This window comes from Kaistia soli DSM 19436, assembly GCF_900129325.1.
Taxonomy (GTDB): Bacteria; Pseudomonadota; Alphaproteobacteria; order Rhizobiales; family Kaistiaceae; genus Kaistia; species Kaistia soli.
Genome location: NZ_FQUP01000002.1, coordinates 400,879 through 424,332 on the forward strand (window position 1 = coordinate 400,879; position 23,454 = coordinate 424,332).

General features: G+C 65.4%; 25 protein-coding genes and 1 tRNA gene. 14 read left to right on the forward strand and 12 right to left on the reverse strand.

Features of this window, described 5'->3' with window-relative positions; genetic code table 11:
• Window positions 1-63 precede the first annotated feature (63 nt).
• The 7 genes from BUB39_RS11410 to BUB39_RS11440 form a co-directional block, all read right to left on the reverse strand.
• Window positions 64-2,529 (reverse strand): GcvT family protein, encoded by a 2,466-nt coding sequence (locus tag BUB39_RS11410; RefSeq protein ID WP_073053259.1) that lies wholly within the window; start codon window positions 2,527-2,529, stop codon window positions 64-66.
• 32 nt (window positions 2,530-2,561) lie between these two features.
• Window positions 2,562-3,452: a choline/ethanolamine kinase family protein gene (locus tag BUB39_RS11415; RefSeq protein WP_073053260.1), complete on the reverse strand. Its 891-nt coding sequence runs from the start codon at window positions 3,450-3,452 to the stop codon at window positions 2,562-2,564.
• A gap of 363 nt (window positions 3,453-3,815) precedes the next feature.
• A complete protein-coding gene (locus BUB39_RS11420) occupies window positions 3,816-4,520 on the reverse strand; it encodes a glutamine amidotransferase (protein WP_073053261.1) in 705 nt (234 codons plus the stop codon).
• A 111-nt stretch (window positions 4,521-4,631) separates the two neighbouring features.
• Window positions 4,632-5,102 (reverse strand): tellurite resistance TerB family protein, encoded by a 471-nt coding sequence (locus BUB39_RS11425; protein WP_073053262.1) that lies wholly within the window; start codon window positions 5,100-5,102, stop codon window positions 4,632-4,634.
• Between the two features lie 379 nt (window positions 5,103-5,481).
• The gene (gene infA, locus BUB39_RS11430; protein WP_073053264.1) at window positions 5,482-5,763 is read right to left on the reverse strand and encodes a translation initiation factor IF-1; all 282 of its coding nucleotides are present in this window, start codon (window positions 5,761-5,763) and stop codon (window positions 5,482-5,484) included.
• An 8-nt stretch (window positions 5,764-5,771) separates the two neighbouring features.
• Window positions 5,772-5,978 (reverse strand): cold-shock protein, encoded by a 207-nt coding sequence (locus BUB39_RS11435; RefSeq protein WP_073053266.1) that lies wholly within the window; start codon window positions 5,976-5,978, stop codon window positions 5,772-5,774.
• A 51-nt stretch (window positions 5,979-6,029) separates the two neighbouring features.
• Window positions 6,030-7,298: a DEAD/DEAH box helicase gene (locus BUB39_RS11440; protein WP_244540229.1), complete on the reverse strand. Its 1,269-nt coding sequence runs from the start codon at window positions 7,296-7,298 to the stop codon at window positions 6,030-6,032.
• A gap of 305 nt (window positions 7,299-7,603) precedes the next feature.
• On the opposite strand from BUB39_RS11440, the gene BUB39_RS11445 reads away from it, so the two are divergent.
• Complete coding sequence (locus BUB39_RS11445; RefSeq protein ID WP_280174647.1) at window positions 7,604-8,566, forward strand: DMT family transporter; 963 nt, start codon at window positions 7,604-7,606, stop codon at window positions 8,564-8,566.
• Window positions 8,567-8,572: 6 nt separating this feature from the next.
• Here the strand turns inward: BUB39_RS11445 and BUB39_RS25480 are convergent, their stop codons facing one another.
• The 4 genes from BUB39_RS25480 to BUB39_RS11460 all read right to left on the reverse strand — a co-directional run bounded on the left by BUB39_RS25480 (window position 8,573) and on the right by BUB39_RS11460 (window position 9,890).
• Complete coding sequence (locus BUB39_RS25480; RefSeq protein WP_175561831.1) at window positions 8,573-8,734, reverse strand: hypothetical protein; 162 nt, start codon at window positions 8,732-8,734, stop codon at window positions 8,573-8,575.
• A gap of 46 nt (window positions 8,735-8,780) precedes the next feature.
• Entirely contained in the window at window positions 8,781-9,125 is a 345-nt protein-coding gene (locus tag BUB39_RS11450; protein ID WP_073053270.1) for a hypothetical protein, read from the reverse strand.
• Between the two features lie 175 nt (window positions 9,126-9,300).
• Window positions 9,301-9,376, reverse strand: a tRNA-Ala gene (locus BUB39_RS11455).
• Between the two features lie 124 nt (window positions 9,377-9,500).
• Window positions 9,501-9,890, reverse strand: a complete 390-nt coding sequence (locus BUB39_RS11460; protein WP_073054178.1) for a TIGR02300 family protein — start codon at window positions 9,888-9,890, stop codon at window positions 9,501-9,503.
• Window positions 9,891-10,089: 199 nt separating this feature from the next.
• On the opposite strand from BUB39_RS11460, the gene aroA reads away from it, so the two are divergent.
• The 13 genes from aroA (at window position 10,090) to BUB39_RS11525 (ending at window position 23,065) form a co-directional block, all read left to right on the forward strand.
• A complete protein-coding gene (gene aroA, locus BUB39_RS11465) occupies window positions 10,090-11,448 on the forward strand; it encodes a 3-phosphoshikimate 1-carboxyvinyltransferase (RefSeq protein WP_073053272.1) in 1,359 nt (452 codons plus the stop codon).
• Complete coding sequence (gene cmk / locus BUB39_RS11470) at window positions 11,448-12,071, forward strand: (d)CMP kinase (RefSeq protein WP_073053274.1); 624 nt, start codon at window positions 11,448-11,450, stop codon at window positions 12,069-12,071. Before aroA ends, cmk begins: the two co-directional genes overlap by 1 nt.
• A gap of 267 nt (window positions 12,072-12,338) precedes the next feature.
• Window positions 12,339-14,036 (forward strand): 30S ribosomal protein S1, encoded by a 1,698-nt coding sequence (rpsA, locus tag BUB39_RS11475; RefSeq protein ID WP_073053275.1) that lies wholly within the window; start codon window positions 12,339-12,341, stop codon window positions 14,034-14,036.
• Window positions 14,037-14,213: 177 nt separating this feature from the next.
• Window positions 14,214-15,212 (forward strand): signal peptide peptidase SppA, encoded by a 999-nt coding sequence (gene sppA / locus BUB39_RS11480; RefSeq protein WP_073053277.1) that lies wholly within the window; start codon window positions 14,214-14,216, stop codon window positions 15,210-15,212.
• Window positions 15,209-15,493: an integration host factor subunit beta gene (gene ihfB, locus BUB39_RS11485; protein ID WP_073053279.1), complete on the forward strand. Its 285-nt coding sequence runs from the start codon at window positions 15,209-15,211 to the stop codon at window positions 15,491-15,493. Before sppA ends, ihfB begins: the two co-directional genes overlap by 4 nt.
• Window positions 15,494-15,511: 18 nt before the next feature.
• A complete protein-coding gene (locus tag BUB39_RS11490) occupies window positions 15,512-15,859 on the forward strand; it encodes a LapA family protein (protein ID WP_073053281.1) in 348 nt (115 codons plus the stop codon).
• A gap of 1 nt (window position 15,860) precedes the next feature.
• Window positions 15,861-16,811, forward strand: coding sequence for a bifunctional Delta(1)-pyrroline-2-carboxylate/Delta(1)-piperideine-2-carboxylate reductase (gene lhpI / locus BUB39_RS11495; protein ID WP_073053283.1), 951 nt, complete (start codon window positions 15,861-15,863; stop codon window positions 16,809-16,811).
• A gap of 59 nt (window positions 16,812-16,870) precedes the next feature.
• Entirely contained in the window at window positions 16,871-17,584 is a 714-nt protein-coding gene (locus tag BUB39_RS11500; protein WP_073053286.1) for a phosphoribosylanthranilate isomerase, read from the forward strand.
• Complete coding sequence (trpB, locus tag BUB39_RS11505) at window positions 17,556-18,812, forward strand: tryptophan synthase subunit beta (protein ID WP_073053289.1); 1,257 nt, start codon at window positions 17,556-17,558, stop codon at window positions 18,810-18,812. The genes BUB39_RS11500 and trpB overlap by 29 nt, the downstream gene beginning before the upstream one ends.
• 67 nt (window positions 18,813-18,879) lie before the next feature.
• Window positions 18,880-19,722 carry a tryptophan synthase subunit alpha gene (gene trpA, locus BUB39_RS11510; protein WP_073053292.1) on the forward strand — a complete coding sequence of 281 codons (843 nt, stop codon included), beginning with the start codon at window positions 18,880-18,882 and terminating at the stop codon, window positions 19,720-19,722.
• 11 nt (window positions 19,723-19,733) lie between these two features.
• A complete protein-coding gene (gene accD, locus BUB39_RS11515; protein ID WP_073053294.1) occupies window positions 19,734-20,627 on the forward strand; it encodes an acetyl-CoA carboxylase, carboxyltransferase subunit beta in 894 nt (297 codons plus the stop codon).
• A 107-nt stretch (window positions 20,628-20,734) separates the two neighbouring features.
• Entirely contained in the window at window positions 20,735-22,054 is a 1,320-nt protein-coding gene (locus BUB39_RS11520) for a bifunctional folylpolyglutamate synthase/dihydrofolate synthase (protein WP_073053297.1), read from the forward strand.
• An 18-nt stretch (window positions 22,055-22,072) separates the two neighbouring features.
• Window positions 22,073-23,065 (forward strand): acyltransferase family protein, encoded by a 993-nt coding sequence (locus BUB39_RS11525; RefSeq protein WP_073053300.1) that lies wholly within the window; start codon window positions 22,073-22,075, stop codon window positions 23,063-23,065.
• Between the two features lie 56 nt (window positions 23,066-23,121).
• Here the strand turns inward: BUB39_RS11525 and trxA are convergent, their stop codons facing one another.
• A complete protein-coding gene (gene trxA / locus BUB39_RS11530) occupies window positions 23,122-23,442 on the reverse strand; it encodes a thioredoxin (RefSeq protein WP_073053302.1) in 321 nt (106 codons plus the stop codon).
• Window positions 23,443-23,454 lie beyond the last annotated feature (12 nt).

Below are 23,454 nucleotides of genomic sequence, written 5' to 3' on the forward strand. Positions count from 1 at the left end.
ATTGCACGCAATTCGGCCTGACGAACACCCGTATTCCCAAGCTGTCAAGCGACCGGATCAACTTCAGGCGCGAATCTTTTCGCCCTTCGGGTCATAGAGCGGATCGAGATGAGCGGTCGCGGCAACGCGCTCTCCGGCGACTTCGAGCTCGTAACGACCGGAGAGCACGAAGTCGCGATCGACGCCTTCGGGGCGGCGCACATAGCCATAGCCGACGGGCTTGCCGATCGTGTAGCCGAAGCCGCCGCTGGCCAGCCAGCCGACGCGGACACCGTCGCGATAGATCGTCTCGCGGCCGAGCAGGACGATGTCGGGATCCTCGGTGGTGAAGGCGGCGAGGAGGCGGGGCAATGGCTTCCTGGCCTGAGCCTCTATCGCGGGGCGACCGCGGAAATCGATCGGCTTCTTCAGTTTCACGAAGGCACCGAGCCCGGCGACCAGCGGCGAATGGTCAGGCCCAATCTCCGCGCCCCAGGCACGGTAGCCCTTTTCGAGCCGCAACGATTCGATCGCCCGGTAGCCGGCGAGCGCAAGACCGTGCGGCACACCGGCGGCGGTCAGCGCGTCGAACAGCGTCAGCGCGAACTCGGTCGGCACATGCAGTTCCCAGCCGAGCTCGCCGACGTAAGTGACGCGGAGTGCCAGGACGGGGCAGCCGCCGGCTGAAATCCAGCGGGCGCGGCCGAACGGGAAGGCGGCACAGGAGAGGTCGTCACGGCTGATCGTGGTGAGGATCTCGCGCGCCTTCGGTCCCATGAGGACGAGCGTCGCATAGGCCGAGGTGACGTCGGAGAGTCGCGCATCCATGCCGGAGGGAATGCCGCGCGCAATCCAGTGGAAGTCATGCGTCGCGAAGCCCGTGCCCGTGACGATGTAGTAGCGATCTTCAGCAAGGCGGGAGACGGTCAGGTCGCATTCGATGCCGCCGGCATCGTTCAGCATCTGCGTATAGACGAGATGCCCGACGGGCTTGGCGACGTCGTTGGCCGCGATATAGGAGAGCGCACTTTCGGCGTCTCGGCCGGAAAGCTCGAACTTGGCGAAGGACGTCTGGTCGAACAGCACCGCCGCCTCGCGTGCCGACCGGTGCTCGCGCCCGACCGCCGCGAACCAGTTTGGCCTTTCATAGCTGTAGCGGTCGCGCGGCTCCTCGCCGAGGCCGGCATCGGCGAACCAATTGGCGCGCTCGAAGCCGAGCTTTTCACCGAACACGGCGCCGGCAGCCTTCAGCCGGTCATAGAGCGGCGAACGGCGTAGCGGCCGGCCCGCCTCGGTCTCCTCGAACGGCCAGGCCATTGTGTAGTGCCGGGCATAGGCTTCCAGCGTGCGAGCGCGGATGAAGCCTAGATCGCGGTGATTGCGGCCGAAGCGGCGGATATCGACGGGCCAGAGATCGAAGGGCGGCGCGCCCTCCGCGACCCATTCGGCCAGTGCCATGCCGGCGCCGCCGCCCGATGCGATGCCGAAGGCGTTGAAGCCGGCACCGACGAAGATGTTCTTCACCTCCGGGGCCTCGCCGAGGATGAAATTGCCATCCGGCGTAAAGCTCTCGGGGCCATTGATGAACTGGCGGATGCCTGCTTCGGCCAGCGCCGGAACGCGTCCAAGCGCCTCGCCCATGATCGGCTCGAAATGATCGAGATCGTTTTCGAGCAGCTGGAATGCGAAGTCGGCCGGCGGCGGGTCTACATCCCACAGCTTCGGGTTCGGCTCATAGCCGCCCATGACGAGGCCGCCAACTTCTTCCTTCCAGTAGGTCAGGCGATCGGGGTCGCGCAGTGTCGGCAGATCCGAGGTGACGCCGGGGATCGGCTCGGTGATGAGATATTGGTGCTGTACCGAGACGAGCGGAATGTTCACGCCGGCGAGGCGGCCGAGTTCGCGCGACCATTGCCCGGCGCAGATGACAAGCTTGTCGCAGTCGATGCGGCCCTGGTTGGTCTCGATGCCGGTAACGGCACCGTCCTCGACCTTGATGCCGGTGACGCTGACGCCCTCGCGGATGGTGACGCCTTTCATCCGTGCGCCCTTGGCCAGCGCCGCGGTGATGTCGGAGGGCGAGGCTTGTCCGTCTGTCGGCAGGAAGGCAGCGCCGACGACGTCGTCGACCTGCATCAGCGGCCAGAGATCCTGCGCCTCCTTTGGCGAGAGCAGTGCCATTTCGAGCCCGAAGGACCGCGCAGTCGTCGCCTGGCGCTTCACCTCGGTCCAACGCGCCGCGTTGCAGGCAAGCCGCAGGCCGCCGTTGCGCTTCCAGCCGGTCGCCTGTCCCGTCTCGGCCTCGAGCCGGTCATAGAGGGCGACCGAATAGCCAAGCAACTGCGTGATATTGGCCGAGGTGCGGAGCTGGCCGACGAGCCCGGCCGCATGCCAGGTCGAACCAGAGGTCAGCCGCCCTCGCTCAATCAGCAGCACGTCGGTCAGCCCCATCGCGCCGAGATGGTAAGCGACCGAGGCACCGACGATGCCGCCGCCGATGATGATGATCTTGGCCGAGGCGGGAAGGTCGCCCTGCGCGAGGTGCTGCATGGTGATGTCCTGGATGGTGAGACCCTGGCGCCTCAGCGCGGCTGCGCGTCGAAGGCGGCGAGCGCCGCCTCGAAGCGGCGGTGATTTTCGGCCGTGTAGGGTTCGTAGTCGATCGGCAGGCTGCTGTGGATCTCCGAGACCATGCTCCACATTGTCTCGCGCAGCAGCGAGGCGGCCTGCATGGCCAGCGCCTTGCGGCGCAGGGTGTTATCGAGCGGCCGCTGGAAATAGAGCTCCAAGAGCGTTTCGGTCTCGGCCGGGCCGAGCAGGTTGTTCGAGGCGAGGCCGCCGAGATCGAACAACGGTGAATTGAAGCCAGCATAGTCCCAGTCGACCAGCCAGAGCCTTGTGCCGTCATCGATGAAGTTGGCAGCGAGCAGGTCGTTGTGGCCGAAGACCAGTTCGATCGGGCCGACCGCGGTCTCCAGCCGGTCGGCGGCGTCAAGCAAGCGCACCAGCATCGGCAGATAGTGGCTCTCGCCCTCCTCGAGCGTGTGGGTGTAGTCGCGGATCACCTGGAACGGCCAGAACATCGGCGCAGGGCCGCGGAAATAGCGCGGTATGTCGCGATGGGCGTGGCGGATCAGCTGAACGAGGCGCGAGAGGTTGCGCGGGTTCTGGATGTCGGCGGCCGTCAGCGTCTGCCCCTCGATGTAATCGAGGACCATCGCGCCTGGCTCGGCATGGACGACGATTGGCGAGATGCCCGCAGCGGCTGCCGCCCGGCTCGCCGCGAGTTCGATCGCCCTGACGATGCCGTGCACGGCCATGTCGCCGCCGATGCGCACGACATAGGTGCGTCCGCGATCCTTGACGACGAAATTGGTGTTGGTGAGTCCGCCCGGCAGAGGAACTGGATCGACCTTGCCAGCCCAACAGGATAGCGAGGCCGCGATGTCCAGCGGATCGCGCGAATGAGGCATGGGCAGGACGCTCCCCGGAACGGCTGGGACAGGCCTGATGCCCGTCATATCCAGTCAATCCGCTGCCGATGTCCGATGCAAGGGGAGGCGAGAGTGACGACGGAGCGGAGAGGGGGTGCCGGGGGTCAACAGTCCCCCTCTCCGTCCGGGTCTTAGCTGATTACGCAAAACCTGAAGATCAGCCTGCGATCTCTGTCGCAAGCGGCTTGCCAGCCAGCGATAGGCCATAACATCACAAGATATGGTTCAAATTGTGCCGATCTCGCCAAGATATCGTTAGGCTTAACGACTCGTTCACGTCTGGCGCATCGCATTTTGCAAGCGGAGTCGCAGTTTGCGAGACTTGGCCCGGCTTGTAGCCGCCTAGGCTGGGACGGCGCGAGGGAGATCGAGCCACATTCCGAGGAAGCGGTCGAGAAAGGCCGAGCTTTCGGCGTCGTAGAGCGCCCGCCCCTCGAGATGTGCGCCACGGTCCTGCGCGCCCGGAAGGGTGAAGCGCTCGGCGCCGCGCACCGTCCAGCGGTGCATCATCATCAGCGTCAGCTCGATATGGAACTGGAAGCCGAAGGCGGCCGGCCCATAGCGGAAAGCCTGGTTGGCGAAGAGCTCGCCCGAGGCGAGCAGCGAAGCACCGGCTGGCAATTCGAAGCCTTCGCCATGCCACTGATAGACTTGGCTCGGCCAGGGCAGCAGCGCATCCCCGTCCGGCGTCGCCTTCAGCGGATAATATCCGATCTCGACGAGGCCATCCGCCCGGCGGCCGACATCCGCGCCGAGTTGCTTCGCCAGCATCTGCGCGCCGAGGCAGATGCCGAGCAGCGGCGCGCCCTCCGCCAGTGGCACGGACAGCCAGTCGATTTCGCGGCGGACATAATCTTCGTCGTCATTGGCACTCATCGGGCCGCCAAAGACGATCGCGCCAGCGTGATCCGCCAGCGTCGTCGGCAATGGATCGCCGAAGCGTGGACGGCGGATGTCGAGCGAGAGGCCGCGCTCCTTGAGGCGGAGACCGACGCGGCCAGGGGTTGAATGTTCCTGGTGGAGGACGATCAGGACCGGTGGCTTCATGAGCGCCGACAGACCTCCCTCGGAGCATGCAACTTCAGGAAAAGGCTAACCGCTGCCGCACAGCGCCGCCAGCACAGTTTCCCGTCAAATCGCCGACTTTCGCAGCGCCGCTCAGCCGGCCGTGCGTGCAGACTGCTCGCGCACCGTGCGTTTCAGCCGAAGCCGCGCCTCGCTTGACACGCCGAGCAGCTCGGCGACGCGCCAGATCGTGTTGTCCTCGAACTCGTGCAGCGTGCCGTCCTGGAAGACGAGATCCCACATCATCGCGATGATCGCCTCGCGGTCCTTCTCGTCGAGGCGTTCCTTCAGGACATGCGTGAAGCGGAAGAGATCGACGGCCTCCTGGTCGGCGAGTTCCGCCTCATGCATCAGCGTCTCCGTTGACGTCTCGTCGAGACCGTAGCGCTGCTGGAGCAGATCATGCAGTCGCTGCCGCTCGGTCACCGCAACCGTGCCGTCGATGGCGATGACGTGAAACAGCAGCGCCGCCGAGGCGAGCCGGTGATCGTCGGGACTGAATTGACGGCGCTCGCCATCATCGCCCGTCAATTCGGCGAGGAAGCTGCGAAGGGCATTCAGCATCGGATCTCCTGGCGGATCGTCGTGGAGTGGTTTGCCTTGCCGGCGCGCCCGCTGCTCGCGAAGCTTGGCGACGCGAAAAAGGGGCCTCACAAAAACAAACCGCCGGCTTGAGGACCGGCGGCGATCAGAAAACTGCTTGTAGAAATGGGGCTCGGAACAACGACATCCGAGCTCATGAATGGCGATAGAATCAGGTCTCAAATAACCATTTGCGAACTACCGAAGGCCTCGCGGCGATCGAGTGGCACGCATTATTAAAACAACGCTAGCGAAATCGTCGCTGCGCCGCAAGGCTGTCGCAACAGAGCCGGCGCGCTGCGAGCCAAAAAGAAAACCGGCGCAATCGCTCGCGCCAGTTCGTTTTATCGAGGCGTCGGAATCAGCGTCGCCGCGCCGCACCGCCACGGAAGGGTGTCTTGGACGATGGTGGAGCCATCGAGTCACCCTTATGCCGGAAGACCAGCCGTGCACGATCGAGATCGTAAGGCGTCATCTCGACCGTTACGCGGTCGCCCGCCAGGGTCTTGATACGATTCTTCTTCATCCGGCCCGCCGTATAGGCGACGACGACATGCCCGTTCTCGAGTTCCACGCGGAACTTGGCGTCGGGCAGAACCTCGACCACCATACCCTCGAATTCGAGCGCTTCTTCCTTCGCCATGGGATTCCTCAGGAGACCTTCAGATTGGTCGCCGAGGTCTTGCCACGACGATCGGTCTCGAGCTCGTAAGAGATCTTGGCGCCGTCGCGAAGCGTCGACAGACCAGCGCGCTCAACGGCGCTGATGTGAACGAACACGTCCTGACCACCCTGATCGGGCTGGATGAATCCATAGCCCTTCGTCGCATTGAACCACTTCACAGTACCCGTCGCCATGGAAATCTCCTTCAGTCTGGCGGTAGAACTTTGCTAACGACGCTTCCGTCGTCAAGCCGCGCGGCGGCGTTGTTGGTTGCGCCACCGGTTTTTCTTGCTCTTTTGCTGCATGGGCTGTCCCTCACGGCCGGCCAATTCACCACGCTGCGTATCGGCAGCGGGGCGGGCGATCGGCGTCTGGGCCTTGAAATGCGTCGCGACCTGGGGGATCGGCCGGCGGATGAGCCGTTCGATCGCCTTCAGGCGCGCAGATTCGCCAGCGTCGAAGAGAGAGTAGGCAATGCCTTCCCGACCGGCACGTGCCGTCCGTCCAATGCGATGGACATAGGCCTCCGGTTCGTCCGGCAAGTCGAAGTTGACGACATGAGTGATATCGGCGACGTCGATGCCGCGAGCGGCAATGTCGGTCGCAACCAGCACGCGGAGGCTGCCGTCTTTGAACCCCGCGAGGGCCTTCTGACGCGCACCTTGGGACTTGTTGCCATGCAGCGCCAAGGTTTCGATGCGCGCCTTCTGCAGATGTTGCGCAACGCGGTCGGCGCCGTGCTTCGTCCGCGTGAAAACGATCACGCGCTGCATCTTTTCATCGGCCAGGAGATCGACGAGGAAGCCGCGCTTCTCTCCGGTCGGAACGGGATAGAGCCGCTGGTCGATCCGCTCGACCGTAACGACTTCGGGTGTCACTTCGACGCGCATCGGATCCTTGAGGATCTTGCGCGAAAGGACAGCCACTTCGGCCGGCATCGTGGCCGAGAACAGCAGCGACTGGCGGGCGACCGGCAGCAGCGCGACGATCTTCATCACGTCGCGCACGAAGCCCATGTCGAGCATGCGGTCGGCCTCGTCGAGGACGAGATGCGTCACGCGGTCGAGCTTGACCGCGCCAGCCTGCATATGATCCAGCAGCCGGCCCGGCGTCGCGACCAGAATGTCGACGCCCTTTTCGAGGGCGCGGATCTGCGGCGTGTGGCCGACACCGCCATAGACGAGCGCATGGCGCACGCCCATGAAGCGACCGTATTTCCGCAGCTCGGCATCGATCTGGATCGCGAGTTCGCGCGTCGGGGCGAGAATGAGAGCACGCACGCTCTTCGGCTCAAGCCCTTCCGGGCGACGCGAGAGCTGCTGCAGGAGGGGGAGCCCGAAGGCTGCGGTCTTGCCCGTTCCGGTCTGCGCGATGCCAAGCATATCGCGACCTTCGAGAAGGGCAGGGATGGCTTCTGCCTGGATCGGCGTCGGGGTCACGAGACCAGCCTGGCCGAGCGCACGCAGCAGCGGTTCGGCAAGTGCCAAATCCGCAAAAGAGTTCAATTGATTCAAGAAAAAGGCCTAACTTCGCGGATGCTTTTCGCATCCATCTGGTGTCTTAACCCACGCGCGAAGGGGCCAGAGGACTGGGTCGTGCCCGCACCTGGCGGGTGGAACCACGGGAAATTTCCACATGGCACAGCGCGATCACGATGATCGTCAAGCGCTATATGCCGACTCGGTGCCGAAAATGCAACCGAAATCTCGGAGGACACCTGCATTCGGCAGCAAGCGCCCCCGCCCATCCGATGGCCGGCAATTGCGTTCGCTGGGCTTCCATGCAAACTCCGCCTTCCGCGAACGCCCCGACCCGCCCCATGCCCCCTTCCCAGAACGCTCCAGCCTCTCCCGGCACCCCGCGCCGGCTGTCAGGACCGATTCTCGGCATCCTCCTGATGATGCTGGGAATCTTCCTGTTTTCCGTCAATGACGCGCTCGGCAAGTGGCTGGTCGGAACCTATTCGGTCAGCATGGTGCTGCTGTTCCGCTCCATTGCTGCTCTGGTGCTGCTGGCGCCGTTTATCCACCGCGACGGCGGATTTGCCGGGCTGCTGGCAGCGCCGAAGCCGTTGCTGCAATTGACGCGTGTCATGCTCGCGACCATCGAGGTCGGCTGCTTTTACTGGGCGGTTCGGTCGCTGCCGCTCGCGGATGTGATGACCTATTATCTCGCCGGCCCGATCTATGTCGCGGCGCTCTCCGCCACGGTGTTAAAGGAGCGCATCGACCGGCAGCGCTGGATCGCCATCCTTATCGGGTTCATCGGCGTCGTCTTCGTGCTCAAGCCGTCGGCCGCGAGCCTGACGCCGCCGGCGCTGGTGGCCATCGCCGGCTCGATGATCTTTTCGGTGCTGATGATCGTCACGCGCCAGCTGCGCGGGACCAAGGACAGCACGCTGCTCGCCTTTTCGACCACGGCGGCCATGACGGCCGGCGCCGTGACGGCGCCGTTCGCATGGGTCATGCCCGGGCTGCGCGACTTCGCACTGCTCTCGTTGGTGGGAATCGTGGCGCTGGTCGCAAGTCTCTGTGTCAACCGTTCGCTGAAGCTCGCCCCGGCTTCTGTCGTCGTGCCCTACCAGTACACGATGATCCTGTGGGCGGTTCTGTTCGGCTGGCTGTTCTTTGGCGACGGCCTCAAATGGAATGTCATCGTGGGCGCCGCCATCATCGTTGCCTCTGGCCTCTTCATCTTCCTGCGCGAACAGCGCGACGCTCGGGCAAAGCCGGGCGAGACGGTGGCCGAGGAAGTCGGGCAGACCATGTCCGCCCAGCCCTGAACTCCATCAGACGAAGACGAAATAGATGATCGCGAACGCGACGATGACGCCGACTAGGCCGATCGCCAGCATGTAGCGAAGCGTATGCGGCGCGACGGCCTGCCTTGCATCGTCCGTCGACTTGCGCGGCGCGTTGCGGATTTCTTCGGGTTCGTTGCGGATTGCCATGCGTGATCTCCTTTCGAAGACAACGCATGGGCGGCGCAAAGTTCCCTTAAGTGCGCGGACGACCCTCTTCACGCGTCTCCACGACGCGGTAATCGGTCTCGATCGTCACCGTCCCGGTCGGCGCCGGTCGGCGCGGCTCGCCATCGGGGGCGCCGGTCGGCGGAGGGGTTCCCATGCTGCGGCTTGCCTGGCGGAAGAGGGCGCGCAGCAGGGGCCGACGGAAGAGATAAGCGACGAAGCCGAGCGGGATCAGCACCAGCGCCAGACCGAGGGACAAAATGACGGCGGCGACGAGAACGGCACCGCCGGCAAGCGCCAGAAGAGCCAGCTTGAGCTTGTCCTGCCAGCTCGCGCTGCGACCGCCGATCATGAACACCCTGTAGCTCTGCATCGTCTCCCGCCTTTCCATACGGCAGAAGATGTGGCCATTCGGCCCCGCCGATGCAAGCCGGCTTCGTGCGTAACCGCAGGGCGCGCCGACCGGGAGTTCCAGGTGATCCCGCGCGATGAGCTTTGGAAACGAAAAAGCCGCCCCGAGGGCGGCTTGTCGCGTCGTTTCGCGGAAGTGGTGGAGCCAATCGGAATCGAACCGACGACCTCTTGAATGCCATTCAAGCGCTCTCCCAACTGAGCTATGGCCCCGCCTTTTCCTGCGGAGAGGTTGGGGCCCCTCCGGCGCGGCGCGATACTTAGGCCGCGTTCATTTTCAAATCAAGCCACAATCGACATACCCACAGGGGAGCGTGGCGACGGGGCTTTTTGCCGACTACGGCTCCTCGTCGTCGACGCCGCCGATGATGTCGGCCACGTCGTCGCCTTCCTCTTCTTCCTCCTCGATGAAGACATCGCCTTCGTCGTCTTCGATCACGACGTCGTCGTCATCGGTTTCGGCCTCGACGGCGCCGGCATCGGCTGTTTCCGAATCGGCTTCCTCGAGGCTGATGAACTCGGCGGTGTCGGCAACCTCCTCCTCCGCCTCGTCCTCCTCGACGGCGCGCGCCGCGACCGGCCGTGCCTTGGCGGGGCCGCTCTCGAAATAGGACCGCGGATAGGACTGGCCCGTGAAGGGCGATACAATCGGATCCTTGTTCAGGTCGTAGAACTTCTTCCCGGTTTCGGGGTCGACACGTTTGGTGCCGAGTTCCGCTTTCGCCACGTCGTGCCTCGCTGGTTCATGGAGCGCGGCCCCCATAATGCTTTGTCCGGGCGCTGTCAAAACGAAATCACCTGGGCAAGGCGCGAAACCCGTCGCCGGAGGCGGCGAAGGGCAGGTGGCGGGCCGTCGGGACCCATGCTATCCGACCTCAGGCAAAGATCCCAACCGGCGCACCCGCGCCAGGCCAGAGGAGCCGATCATGTCGACAGCCGCCGGCGCGACCGCCGGGCCGCTCAAGGCCTTCGCCTCCGGCCCGCTGACGGGCCGTGTCCGCATGCCCGCCGATGCCTCGATTTCACATCGCGCCCTGATATTGGGGGCGCTCGCGATCGGCGAGACGGTGATCGAGGGCCTTATCGGCCGCGAGGACATCGCGGCGAGCGTGCGTGCCATGCAGGCCTTCGGGGCCACCGTAGCGGTCGATCCAGCCGGGACAATCCGCGTCAAGGGCGTCGGCGTCGGGGGCTTTCTCGAGCCTGAGGACGTGGTTGAATGCGGCCATTCCGGCACGACGGTCCGCCTTGCGATCGGACTGGTCGCGAGCCAGGCGATTGCGGCCACCTTCAGTGCCGGTGCCACGCTCCGCGCGCGCCCCATGGGGCGCGTATTGGAGCCGCTTCGGCGGATGGGCGCGCAGGTTGTCGCCCGCTCGCGCGATCGGCTGCCCCTCACGATCCGGGGCGCCGATGTTGCCCTGCCGATCGATTATCGCCTTCCGGCGGGTTCGGCGGAGGCCAAGTCGGCGGTGCTCTTCGCCGCGCTCAATACGGCCGGCGTCACCAGCATCATCGAGCCCGTGGCCACCCGCGATCACAGCGAGCGCATGCTGGCCGCATTTGGGGCGGCGCTCGAAATCGACCGCGATGGCGAGGGAGCCCGTGTCATCCGTGTCGAAGGCCGGCGGGATCTGAAGCCGCAGCGCCTTGTCGTTCCAGGCGACCCCGGCGCGGCTGCGTTTGTCATCGTCGCGGCGCTCGTCATCGAGGGTTCGGATGTCACGATCGAGGGCGTCCTCGTCAATCCGTTGCGGATCGGCCTGATCGAGACGCTCGTCGAGATGGGTGGCGACATCGCGTTCGACAATCATCGCATGGTGGCCGGCGAACCGGTTGCTGATCTCCGTGTCCACGCCAGCCGCCTCAAGGGGATCGTCGTGCCCCCGGCCCGTGCCGCGGCGATGATCGATGACTATCCGGTGCTCGCGGTCGCCGCGGCCTTTGCGGAAGGCAAGACGGTGATGGACGGGCTCGGCGAATTGCGACAGCAGGACACGGACCGCCTCTCGGCCCTCGCCGCGGCGCTCGCGGCCAATGGCGTCGAGCATGAGGAAGGCCCGGAATCGCTGACCGTCACCGGCAGCCTCAGGCCGGCCGGTGGTGGCCGCGTCGCGGCCGGTGCCGACCCGCGCATCGCCCTGAGCGCGCTCGTGCTCGGCCTCGGCGCCGCGAACGGTGTCCTGGTCGAAGACGCGCGCACCATCGCGATGCCGTTCCCCGGCTTCGCGGCGCTGATGGGCGGGCTCGGCGCCCTTTTCGAAACTCCGGAGCCTGCAGCCTGATGATCATCGCCATTGACGGGCCGGCCGGCGCCGGCAAGGGCACGCTGGCGCTGCGGCTCGCCGCGCATTATGGCCTGCCATACCTCGACACCGGCCTGCTCTACCGTGCCGTCGGCCGCCTGATGGCTGAGCGCGGCCTTGATCTCGACGATTCCGTGGCCGCCGGGGCTGTCGCCGAGGCGCTCGATCCCTCGCATATTGTCGATGGCGATCTGCGCGGCCGCGAAGCCGGCGAACTCGCCTCGCGCGTCGCCGTTCATCCCGAGGTGCGGGCCGCGCTCATCGCTTTCCAACGCGATTTTGCCCGTCGACCGCCGGGGGCTGTCCTCGATGGCCGCGATATCGGCACGGCGATCTGTCCCGATGCCGAGGTCAAGCTCTTCGTCACCGCGTCGCCCGAGGTGCGGGCCCGTCGGCGCACCGACGAGTTGAACGCCAAGGGCCGCCACGTCGACTATGAGCGCATTCTCGAGGAGATTCGCGAGCGCGACGAGCGCGATGCCGGACGCGCCTCGGCGCCGCTGCGGCAAGCCGAGGACGCGGTGCGGATCGATACCAGCGCCCTCGATATCGACGGCGTCTTCGACCTGGCGCGGGCGGTCATCGATGCCAAGCGCGGCTGACTAAGGCTGAAAAGGCGGCGAAACGCCACGAAAACTGCCATTTGTGGCTTGCCGGCTGGCGGCCAGCATTATATAGAGCGCGGGTTCCACGCGACAGGCAGGCAAGGGTCGCCGCCCGCCCGTGGTCCGAAACCATCGAGTTCCAGTCCGGAAGCGTCGGTCCGCCCTTAAAGAAGGGCAGCCCCGGTCCCTACCGCGGGCAGGTCCGGAATTCGATCCCGAAACACGAACCGCCGGCGCATGCCAGATATGGCACCAGGAGTTTTCATGGCTGTTACCAATCCGTCCCGCGAAGATTTCGCCACCCTGCTCGAGGAATCGTTCCAGAACGAGGACCTCTTCGAGGGCAGCGTCGTCAAGGGAACCGTCGTCGCGATCGAGAAGGATCTCGCGGTCATCGACGTCGGGCTGAAGACCGAGGGCCGCGTTGCTCTCAAGGAATTTGCGGGCCCCGGCCGCGACCAGCCGATCAAGGTCGGTGACGTTGTCGAGGTCTATCTCGAGCGCGTCGAAAACGCCCTCGGCGAAGCCGTTCTCTCGCGCGACAAGGCGCGCCGCGAGGAGAGCTGGGTCCGCCTCGAGGAGCAGTTCAACAAGAACGAGAAGGTCACGGGCGTCATCTTCAACCAGGTCAAGGGTGGCTTCACCGTCGATCTGGACGGCGCCGTCGCCTTCCTGCCGCGCAGCCAGGTGGACATCCGCCCGGTTCGCGACGTCGGCCCGCTGATGCATACCCCGCAGCCGTTCCAGATCCTCAAGATGGACAAGCGCCGCGGCAACATCGTCGTGTCGCGCCGCACCGTTCTCGAGGAAACCCGCGCCGAGCAGCGTTCGGAGCTGGTGCAGAGCCTCGAGGAAGGCCAGATCATCGAGGGCGTCGTCAAGAACATCACCGATTACGGTGCGTTCGTCGACCTCGGCGGTATCGACGGCCTGCTGCATGTCACCGACATCGCATGGCGCCGGATCAACCACCCGACCGAAGTGCTCTCGATCGGCCAGACCGTCCGCGTGCAGATCATCCGCGTCAATCACGAGACGCACCGCATCTCGCTCGGCATGAAGCAGCTCGAGGCCGATCCGTGGTCGGGCATCGAGGCGAAGTATCCGGTCAACGCCAAGTTCTCGGGCCGCGTCACGAACATCACCGACTACGGTGCGTTCGTCGAGCTGGAGCCGGGCATCGAAGGCCTGATCCACGTCTCCGAGATGTCCTGGACGAAGAAGAACGTCCATCCGGGCAAGATCGTCTCGACCTCGCAGGAAGTCGAAGTCGTCATCCTCGAGGTGGATCCGGTCAAGCGCCGTATCTCGCTCGGCCTGAAGCAGACCCTCGCCAATCCGTGGGAGAGCTTCCAGGACAAGTATCCGATCGGTTCGATCGTCGAGGGCGAGGTCAAGAACAAGACCGAGTTCGGCCTGTTCATTGGGCTCGACGGCGATGTGGATGGCATGGTCCATCTTTCGGATCTCGACTGGAACCGTCCGGGCGAGCAGGTCATCGACGAGTACAATCGCGGTGACATCGTCAAGGCGCAGGTGCTCGACGTCGATATCGACAAGGAGCGCATCTCGCTCGGCATCAAGCAGGTTGGCGGCGATCCGTTCGTCGAAGCCTCCGGCGAACTGCGCAAGGGCGCCGTGGTCACCTGCGAGATCCTCGCGGTCAACGAGGGCGGCCTCGAAGTCCGCATCGCCGACAGCGACCTGACGACCTTCATCCGTCGCGCCGATCTCTCGCGCGATCGGTCGGAGCAGCGTCCGGAGCGGTTTGCCGCTGGCGAAAAGGTTGATGCTCGCATCACCAATTTCGACAAGAAGGCTCGCAAGGTCTCCGTCTCGATCAAGGCGCTTGAAATCGCCGAAGAGAAGGAAGCCGTGGCCCAGTTCGGCTCGTCCGACTCGGGCGCTTCGCTCGGCGACATTCTCGGTGCGGCTCTCAAGGCCCGCCAGACCGACGAGTAAGCGTCCAGCTCAGCGACAAGGAAACGCCCCGGCCATCGGCCGGGGCGTTTTCGTTTTGGGGTGAAGCCGAGAAAATCGAAGCGTTGCAAAGCCTTGCAGGGGCGAGGGCGTTTGCGTCCGGTCGCCAAAGCCGCTAACTCATCTCCCGGGGATCCGGTAACGGCGAGGGAAGATGCGATGGCTCTCACGGCGGACGATATCATTGAGCGGCGACGCCTCAGGCGTAAGCTGATCTTCTGGCGCGTCCTGGGCGTGGTGGCTTTCCTGGTCGCCGTCGCGGTTGCCGGCGTGCTCGCCGTCGGTCCGGACCGGATCGGGGCCCGCTCGTCGCCGCACGTGGCGCGCATCTCGATCGACGGCTTCATTTCCGACGACCGGGCCGAGCTTGAGCTCATCGATCGGCTCGCCAAGAGCGATGCCGTGCGCGCGGTGATCGTCTCGATCGATTCGGGCGGCGGCGCCACGGTCGGCGGCGAATCGCTCTACGACGCGCTCCGGCAGCTTTCGGCCAAGAAGCCGACAGTGGCCTCCATCAAGACGCTCGGCGCGTCGGCGGCCTATATGACGGCGATCGCGACCGATCAGATCTTTGCCTACCGCACCTCGATCACCGGCTCGATCGGCGTGCTCTTCCAGTCGCCGGAGGTCAGCGAGGCCATGGCCAAGCTCGGCATCAAGCTGACCGAAGTGAAATCCTCGCCGCTCAAGGCCGCGCCCTCGCCCTTCACGCCGCCCTCCCCGGAATCGCTCGAGGTGGTCAAGAGCCTCATCGACGACAGCTACAACTGGTTCGTCGACATCGTCGCCGAGCGACGCCGCCTCGACCGGCCGACGGCGCTGAAGCTCGCCGACGGCCGTGTCTATTCCGGCCAGCAGGCGAAAGCGGCTGGCCTTATCGACGGCATCGGCGGCGAAGGCGAGGCGCGCGACTGGCTATCCAAGGAAAAGGGCATCGATCCGGCGCTCTCCGTCATCGAATGGAAGAAGGAAGAGCCCTCGCGCGGTATTTCCTTCGCCGATGTCGCCGTTCGCCTCGTGGCGCGGCAGCTCGGATTCGCGCCCGACGCGCTCGATGCCGGCGGAATCGCGCCTTGGTTGCCCCGGCTTAATCTTGACGGTCTGCTTTCCGTTTGGCAGGCTCCCCAGGAGTTCAACGCTGGGGGGTCGGCGCGATGATCAAATCAGAGCTGGTCCAGCGGATTGCCGAGCAAAATCCTCACCTCTATCAGCGTGACGTCGAGCACATCGTCAACTCGATCCTCGACGAGATCGTCGATGCGCTGGCGCGGGGCGACCGGGTCGAGCTGCGCGGCTTCGGCGCCTTCTCGGTCAAGAACCGCCCCGCCAGGCAGGGTCGCAACCCGCGCACCGGCACCAAGGTCGATGTCACTGAAAAGTTTGTGCCTTTCTTCAAGACTGGCAAGGAGATGCGTGAGCGTCTCAACGACAGCGACTGACAGAGGCAGGGACACCGCATGAAGCGCGTGATCGCGATCATCATTCTCGTTCCGCTGGCGGTGCTTCTCGTCGCGCTGGCCGTTGCCAACCGCCACGGCGTCGTGCTGTCGCTTGATCCCTTTAATGGCGATGCGCCGGCTGCCGCGATCACGCTGCCGCTTTACTTCGTCGTCTTCGCCGCGATGGCGTTCGGCGTTCTGCTGGGCGGCGTCGGCACCTGGCTCGGCCAGGGCCACTGGCGCCGACAGGCGCGTCGGCTGAAGCGCGAGGCGAGCGGCCCGCGCCGCGAGAAGGATGGCTACCGAACCGTCGCCGTTACAGGTCCGACCGCCGGACTGCCTGCCCTGCGCCGCGACGCAGCCTGACATGCGCCTTATCGACGGCGCGGCGCTTGATGCCGTGCTCTCGCGGCAGGAGCTGGTCGAGACGCTTCGTGAAGCCTTTCGTGCCGATATCACGGTGCCGCCGCGCCAGCATCACGCGCTCGATTCGTCCGGCGACGCTGCATCGCTGTTGCTGATGCCGGCCTGGTCGGGCCCGTCAGCAGCTGGATTCGGCCATGTCGGCGTCAAGATCGTCACTGTATTCCCCGGCAACGCCGCCAAGGGCCTCGCGACGGTAGCGGGTGTCTATCTGCTGCTCTCAGGCGAGACCGGCGTACCGCTCGCAATGATCGATGGCACTGCGCTGACGCTCTGGCGCACAGCGGCGGCCTCTGCGCTTGCCGCCTCTTATCTTGCCCGACCTGATGCCGCGCATCTCCTGATGATCGGGGCCGGCGCGCTGGCGCCACATCTTGTTGCCGCCCATGCCGCCATGCGGCCGATCACCCGCGTGACGCTCTGGAACCGGGACAGGGCCCGCGCCGACCATCTGGCGACGCGGCTCGCCGATGGCGGCTTCGACGTCCGTGTCGCGACCGATCTGGTCCGCGCCCTGCCTGAGGCAGACATCATCTCCTGTGCGACCTTGTCGAGCGAGCCGCTGGTGCGTGGCGACCTCGTCAAAAGTGGCGCCCATCTCGATCTCGTCGGCGGCTTCACGCCGTCGATGCGCGAAGCCGATGACGCGACCATCCGACGTTCGCGCATCTACGTCGATGGACCCGGCGCGATCGTCGAGGCGGGCGATATCGCGGTGCCCCTCGCAGCCGGAGTGCTCGCGGCCGCCGATATCGCGGGTGATCTCGCGGGGCTCTGCGGCGGCACCGCGTCCGGACGGCAGGCGGCGGACGAGGTGACGCTGTTCAAATCGGTGGGGATCGCGCTCGAGGATATTGCCGCCGCGTCACTGGTCTGGCGCAAGCACGGCAGCTGACAAGGCGCGCATTGCAGCGGTTGGACTCCGGCCGCCTTTCATGGCAAAGCTCACCGCACATGACCGAACGAACGACATTGGCAACCGGACGCAGTCCCGTCCTCGTGAAGATCTGCGGCCTTTCAACCGCGGAGACGCTTGAGGCTGCGCTCGATGCCGGCGCTGACATGATCGGCCTCAACTTCTTTCCGAAAAGCCCGCGCTCCGTTTCGATCGAAACCGGCGCGGCTCTGGCGGCCCAGGTGCGCGGCCGGGCCGAGATCGTCGCGCTCACCGTCGACATGGACGATGCCGGCCTCGCCGCCATCGTCGAGGCCGTGCGGCCCGACTGGCTGCAACTGCATGGTCATGAGGATCCCGACCGGGTCGCTGCTTTGCAGCGTCAGTTCGGCCTCGGCGTCCTGAAGGCGATCGGTATCCGGACAGCTGACGATCTTGCCGAGGTCACACGGCATGCGGGCATTGCCGATCACCTTTTGATCGACGCGAAGCCGCCTGCCGGCGCGGTGCTTCCGGGCGGCAATGGCGTGCCGTTCGATTGGGCTTTGCTGGATGGCATCGAGCCAGGCCTGCCCTATATGCTCTCCGGCGGGCTCAATCCGGGCAATGTGGCCGAGGCCATCGCGCGCACCGGCGCGCGCGGGATCGACGTCTCCTCGGGTGTCGAGGCGGCGCCCGGCATTAAGGATGCGGCGCTGATCCGGGCCTTCATTGCTGCGGTGCGCGGCGGATCAGAGAACGAGGATGGCCGGTCCGTTCCGGCGAGAGGATAGTGACGTGACCGCTCCGATACTGCCCAATTCCTTCACCACCGGCCCGGACGAGCGCGGCCATTTCGGCATCTATGGCGGCCGTTATGTTGCCGAGACGCTGATGCCGCTGATCCTCGAACTGCAGGAGGCCTATGAGGCGGCGAAGGCCGATCCGGCTTTCGCGGCCGAGCTGTCCAACCTCTCGAACCACTATGCCGGCCGGCCGTCAAAGCTCTATTTCGCGGAAGGGCTGACGCGCCATCTCGGCGGCGCGCGCATCTTCTTCAAGCGCGAGGACCTCAACCACACCGGCAGCCACAAGATCAACAACTGCCTCGGCCAGATCCTGCTCGCCCGCCGCATGGGCAAGACCCGCATCATCGCCGAGACAGGCGCCGGCCAGCACGGCGTCGCTTCCGCGACGGTCTCTGCCCGCTTCGGCTTCCCCTGCGTCGTCTATATGGGCGCTACCGATGTCGAGCGGCAGAAGCCGAATGTCTTTCGTATGAAACTGCTCGGCGCCGAGGTGAAGCCGGTCACCGCCGGCAACGCGACCCTCAAGGACGCAATGAACGAGGCGCTGCGCGACTGGGTGACCAATGTCGAGGACACCTATTATATGATCGGAACCGCGGCCGGACCGCATCCCTATCCGGAGATGGTGCGCGACTTCCAGTCGGTGATAGGCACCGAGGCCCGCGCCCAGATGCTGGAGCAGCAAGGTCGCCTGCCCGACATGATCATCGCCGCCGTCGGCGGCGGTTCGAATGCAATCGGCATGTTCCATCCGTTTCTGGATGACAAGGATGTCGAGATCGTCGGCGTCGAAGCCGGCGGGCACGGGATCGACGTCGAGAACGGTCATGCCGCCTCGATGACCGGCGGACGTCCGGGCGTGCTGCATGGCAATCGCACCTATCTGCTGCAGGATGCCGACGGCCAGATCCTCGAAGGCCATTCGGTTTCGGCCGGTCTCGATTATCCTGGTGTCGGTCCCGAGCATAGCTGGCTGCGCGATACCGGCCGCGTCAGCTATGTGCCGATCCTCGACAATGAGGCGCTCGATGCCTTCCAGGTCTGCACGCGCACCGAAGGCATCATACCGGCACTCGAATCCGCCCACGCCATTGCCGAGGCGATCAAGCGTGCGCCGAAGATGAGCCCCGACAAGACGATCATCGTCAACCTCTCGGGCCGCGGCGACAAGGACATCCACACCGTCGGCAAGCTGACGGGCATCGATATCTGACCGACTGCGCCTAACCTTGCCGGCGCATGGCGAGTTGCGACGACCCCATCGAATCGAGATTGAACGCATGACCGAGACCCGTATCGATCGACGCTTCGCGGCGGTGAAGGCCGAGGGGCGGCCTGCCTTCGTGACTTTCCTGACCGCCGGCGACCCGGACCCGGCGACCACGCTGGCGCTGCTGGCGGCCCTGCCGAAAGCGGGCGCGGACGTCATCGAGCTTGGTATGCCCTTCTCCGATCCGATGGCCGATGGCCCGGCGGTCCAGGCGGCCGGGCTGCGCGCTTTGAAGGGCGGCATGACGCTCAACAAGACGCTCGATCTCGTTCGCGAATTCCGCAAGACCGATGACGTCACGCCGATCGTCCTGATGGGCTACTACAATCCGATCTATTCGCATGGCTCGGAAGCGTTCGTGGTCGATGCCAAGGCCGCCGGCGTCGATGGCCTGATCATCGTCGACCTGCCGCCGGAAGCTGATGACGAACTTTGCCTGCCGGCATTGAAGGCGGGTCTCAACTTCATCCGCCTCGCGACGCCGACCACTGACGACAAGCGCCTGCCGACTGTGCTGACCAATACGTCCGGCTTCGTCTACTACGTCTCGATCAACGGCATCACCGGTTCGGCCGCGCCGGACGCCAGCCGCGTCGCGGAAGCGGTTGATCGCATCAAGCGTCACACGCCGCTGCCGGTGGCCGTCGGCTTTGGCGTGCGCACGGCGGAGCAGGCCGCTGCCATCGGCGCCAACGCAGATGGTGTGGTCGTCGGATCGGCGATCGTGCAGGCGGTCGCCAATTCGCTCGATGCCGAAGGCCGTGCAACGGCCGCCACGGTTCCCGCGGTCGAGGCGCTGGTATCGACACTCGCGCGCGGTGTTCGCGCCGCGCGGCGGCCGGTCGCGGCCTGACAGGAGACACTATGAGCTGGATCAACGACGTCGTTCGCCCGAAGATCAAGAGCCTCCTCAACAAGCGTGAGGTGCCCGAGAATCTCTGGATCAAGGATCCGGAATCGGGTGAGCTGGTCTTCCTTCGCGATCTCGAGGCCAATCATTATGTGGTGCCGAATTCCGGCTACCACATGCGAATGTCCGCGCCGAAGCGGCTCGCGCATTTCTTCGATGCCGGCCGCTACGAGACCATCCCGCTGCCCGAGGTCGCGATCGATCCGCTGAAGTTCCGCGACGAGCGTCGCTACACGGATCGCCTGAAGGACGCCCGCACCAAGACCGGGCTGCAGGATGCCGTGTTGGTCGGTGCCGGCTTCGTCGAGGGCGTGCCACTGGTGGCAGCGGTACAGGATTTCGATTTCATGGGCGGCTCGCTCGGCATGGCCGCCGGCGAAGCGGTGATTGCGGGCATGGAAGCGGCGCTGCAGCGCCAGCAGCCCTTCGTGATGTTCGCGGCCTCGGGCGGCGCACGCATGCAGGAAGGCATCCTCTCTCTCATGCAGTTGCCGCGGACGACGGCCGGGGTCATCGCGCTGCGCGAGGCGAAGCTGCCCTATATCGTCGTGTTGACCAACCCGACCACCGGCGGCGTCACGGCGTCCTATGCCATGCTGGGCGACATCCAGATCGCCGAACCCGGCGCGCTGATCGGCTTCGCCGGTCCGCGGGTGATCGAGCAGACCATCCGCGAGAAGCTGCCCGAGGGTTTCCAGCGCTCCGAATACCTGCACGCCCATGGCATGGTCGACATGGTGGTTCCGCGCCATGAACTGCGCCCGACCATTGCAAGGCTCTGTGCACTCCTCGGCCCCAAGGCAGAAGCCGCGCCAGAATCGCAGCGCGCCATCTCCGTGGTCGCATAGTCGAGACTGGCGCGTCCGCGCGCCAGCCGCTATCCACGCATCTGATCCTGTCTTCAGCGAGGGCCGCGGCGACGCGGCCTTCGCGCGTTCGCCTGAAGGTTCCCGTCATGGACGACAGCTCGGCAATCCTGCAGCGCCTGTTCCTTCTCCATCCCAAGGAGATCGACCTTTCGCTCGATCGCCTGTTGCCGCTGCTCGAAAAGCTCGGCCATCCCGAGCGAAAGCTCGGCCCCGTGTTCCATATCGCGGGAACCAACGGCAAGGGATCGACGACAGCCTTCCTACGCGCCATGCTGGAGGCCAGCGGCCGCACCGTGCACGTCTACACGTCGCCGCATCTGGTGACCTTCCATGAGCGCATCCGCATCGGCCGCCCGGGCGGCGGGGCCTATGTCTCCGAGGCCGAACTCGTCGAGACGCTGACGGCGATCGAGCGGCTCAATGACGGTGCGCCGATCACGCATTTCGAGATCACAACCGCAGCGGCGCTCGTCCTGTTCGCCACCCATCCGGCCGACGTGACATTGCTTGAAGTCGGCCTTGGCGGGCGCTTTGACGCGACGAACGTCATCGACACGCCCGAAGTGTCCGTCATCACCTCGATCTCGATGGATCACGAGAAGTTCTTCGGCGATTCGCTCGACCGGATCGCCTGGGAGAAGGCCGGCATCATCAAGCGCGGCCGCCCCGTGGTATCGGCGCCGCAAGTTCCAGAGGTGATGGCCGTCATCGAGCACGAGGCCGCGCGCGGGCGGGCGCCGCTCTTTGTGGGAAATCGGGATTGGGTTGCCCATGCCGAACGCGGAAGGCTGGTCTTCCAGGATGAGGACGGCCTTCTCGATCTGCCGGCACCGCGCCTGCCGGGACGTCACCAGTTCATCAACGCCGGCAATGCGGTTGCCGCGCTGCGGCGATCGACGCTCGGCGTGCCGACATCCGCGATCGAGGCAGGGCTGCAGTCGGTCGACTGGCCGGCGCGCATGCAGCGCCTCGCAGCGGGCGCGCTGGTGGAAAAGGCGCCGCATGATGCCGAGATCTGGCTCGACGGCGGCCATAATCCCGGCGCCGGCGCCGTTATCGCCGAGGCGTTCGCCGATCTCGAGGAGCGGGTTCCGCGCCCGCTCTATCTGATCGCCGGCATGCTGCAGACCAAGGACCCGGTCGGCTTCTTCCGGCCGTTCGCCGGGCTTGCGGCGCATGTCTTCACGGTTCCGATCGCCAGTTCTGCTGTCGGCCGCGATCCGGGCGAACTCGCCGAGGCTGCGCGCGCGGCCGGTCTCGAAGCCGAGCCGCAGGCCGATGTCGCAACGGCGCTCGCCGTGCTCTCGCGTCTCTTGCCGCCCGGCACGACGCCGCGCATCCTGATCTGCGGCTCGCTCTATCTCGCGGGTGATGTTCTCCAGGCCAACGGTACGCCGCCGAAATAGGCCAGCGACGAGGCGCACATGCCGGACGAGCGACGTCGAAACATCGCATCCCTCGATCTCGTTCGCGCCGCTTCGATGGCCTACCTCGTCGGCTTCTGGCACCTGATGAACTATGTCGATGGCTATCCGGGCTACCAGAACGAGGTCACGACGCGCTTCACCGTGATCGTGCTCGCGACCTTCACGATGCTGTCCGGCTATCTGCTCGGACGACGGCCGCTCGAACCGTCGCTGGCTGCCATCGGCGCCTTCTATCGCCGGCGCTTCTTGCGTGTCTATCCGCCGCTGGTCGTGGCACTGATCGTCTTCGGGGCGCTCGGCATCGCCGGCTGGACGGTCGTCCTCAAGAGCGTCGTCCTGGTCAGCCTGTTCTCCGGGCCCTCGGTCTGGACGATCTGGTATGTCTGCATGATCGCGCTGTTCTACCTCGTCGCGCCGATCCTGCTTGTCGATCGGCCAATGACACTGTTTGGCAAGCGTCTCGCGGCCTGGCTCTGGGGCGGCGTGCTGATCTGGCTGGGCCTGCTCGCAGTCGATGCGAGCGGCTGGCTGGCGATGGAACCACGGCTCGCGCTCTATTTCCCCTGCTTCATCGCCGGGATCGGACTCGCGCGTCTAGCGTACGACGTCGGCGTCACGGCCCTCGTAACTGCCGCCCTGCTGGCTTCCGTCGGTGTGGCGCTGACCTCCGGGCTGCCGCTGCCCGCAATCGAGATGTCGCTTCGTTCGGCCCCGATGGCGGTGTTCGGCGGCGCCTTCGTCATGCTGGCGGCTGTGCTGCTCCAGCACCGGATTCCGTCCCATCCGGCCGTCGCGGTCCTCGGCTATGCCGCCTTCTTCATGTATCTCGCACACCGGCCGGTCTATGTCGTCGCCACCGGGCTTTTTCCGCTTTCGGCGCCCGCGGCGCAGCTCGCCTTCATGCTGCTGGTCGCACTGCCTTGTGTCATCGCCATCAGCTGGTTGCTCCAAAGCCTCTACGATGCGGCGCTGAAGCGGCTCGGCTCGTGACAGCGGAACGGAAAACGGGGCCCGAAGGCCCCGTTCGAAAGCAGTATTGAAAGCGCTCAGATCGCGTTCTTGATCCAGTCGGCCAGCCGGTTCTTCGGCGCGGCGCCAACCTGGATCGAGGTCGGCTCGCCGTCCTTGAACAGGATCAGCGTCGGGATCGAGCGGACGCCGTATCGGACGGCGATGTTCGGATTCTCGTCGATATTGAGCTTGGCGATCGTCACCTTGCCGCCCATCTCGGTCTGAATCTCTTCGAGAGCCGGCGCGATCATGCGGCACGGACCGCACCACTCGGCCCAGAAATCGACGACGACCGGGCCCGTGGCGCCCAGAACGTCGGTGTCGAAGGAACTGTCAGTCACTTTGGCGGTCGCCATGAGAGCCTCGCG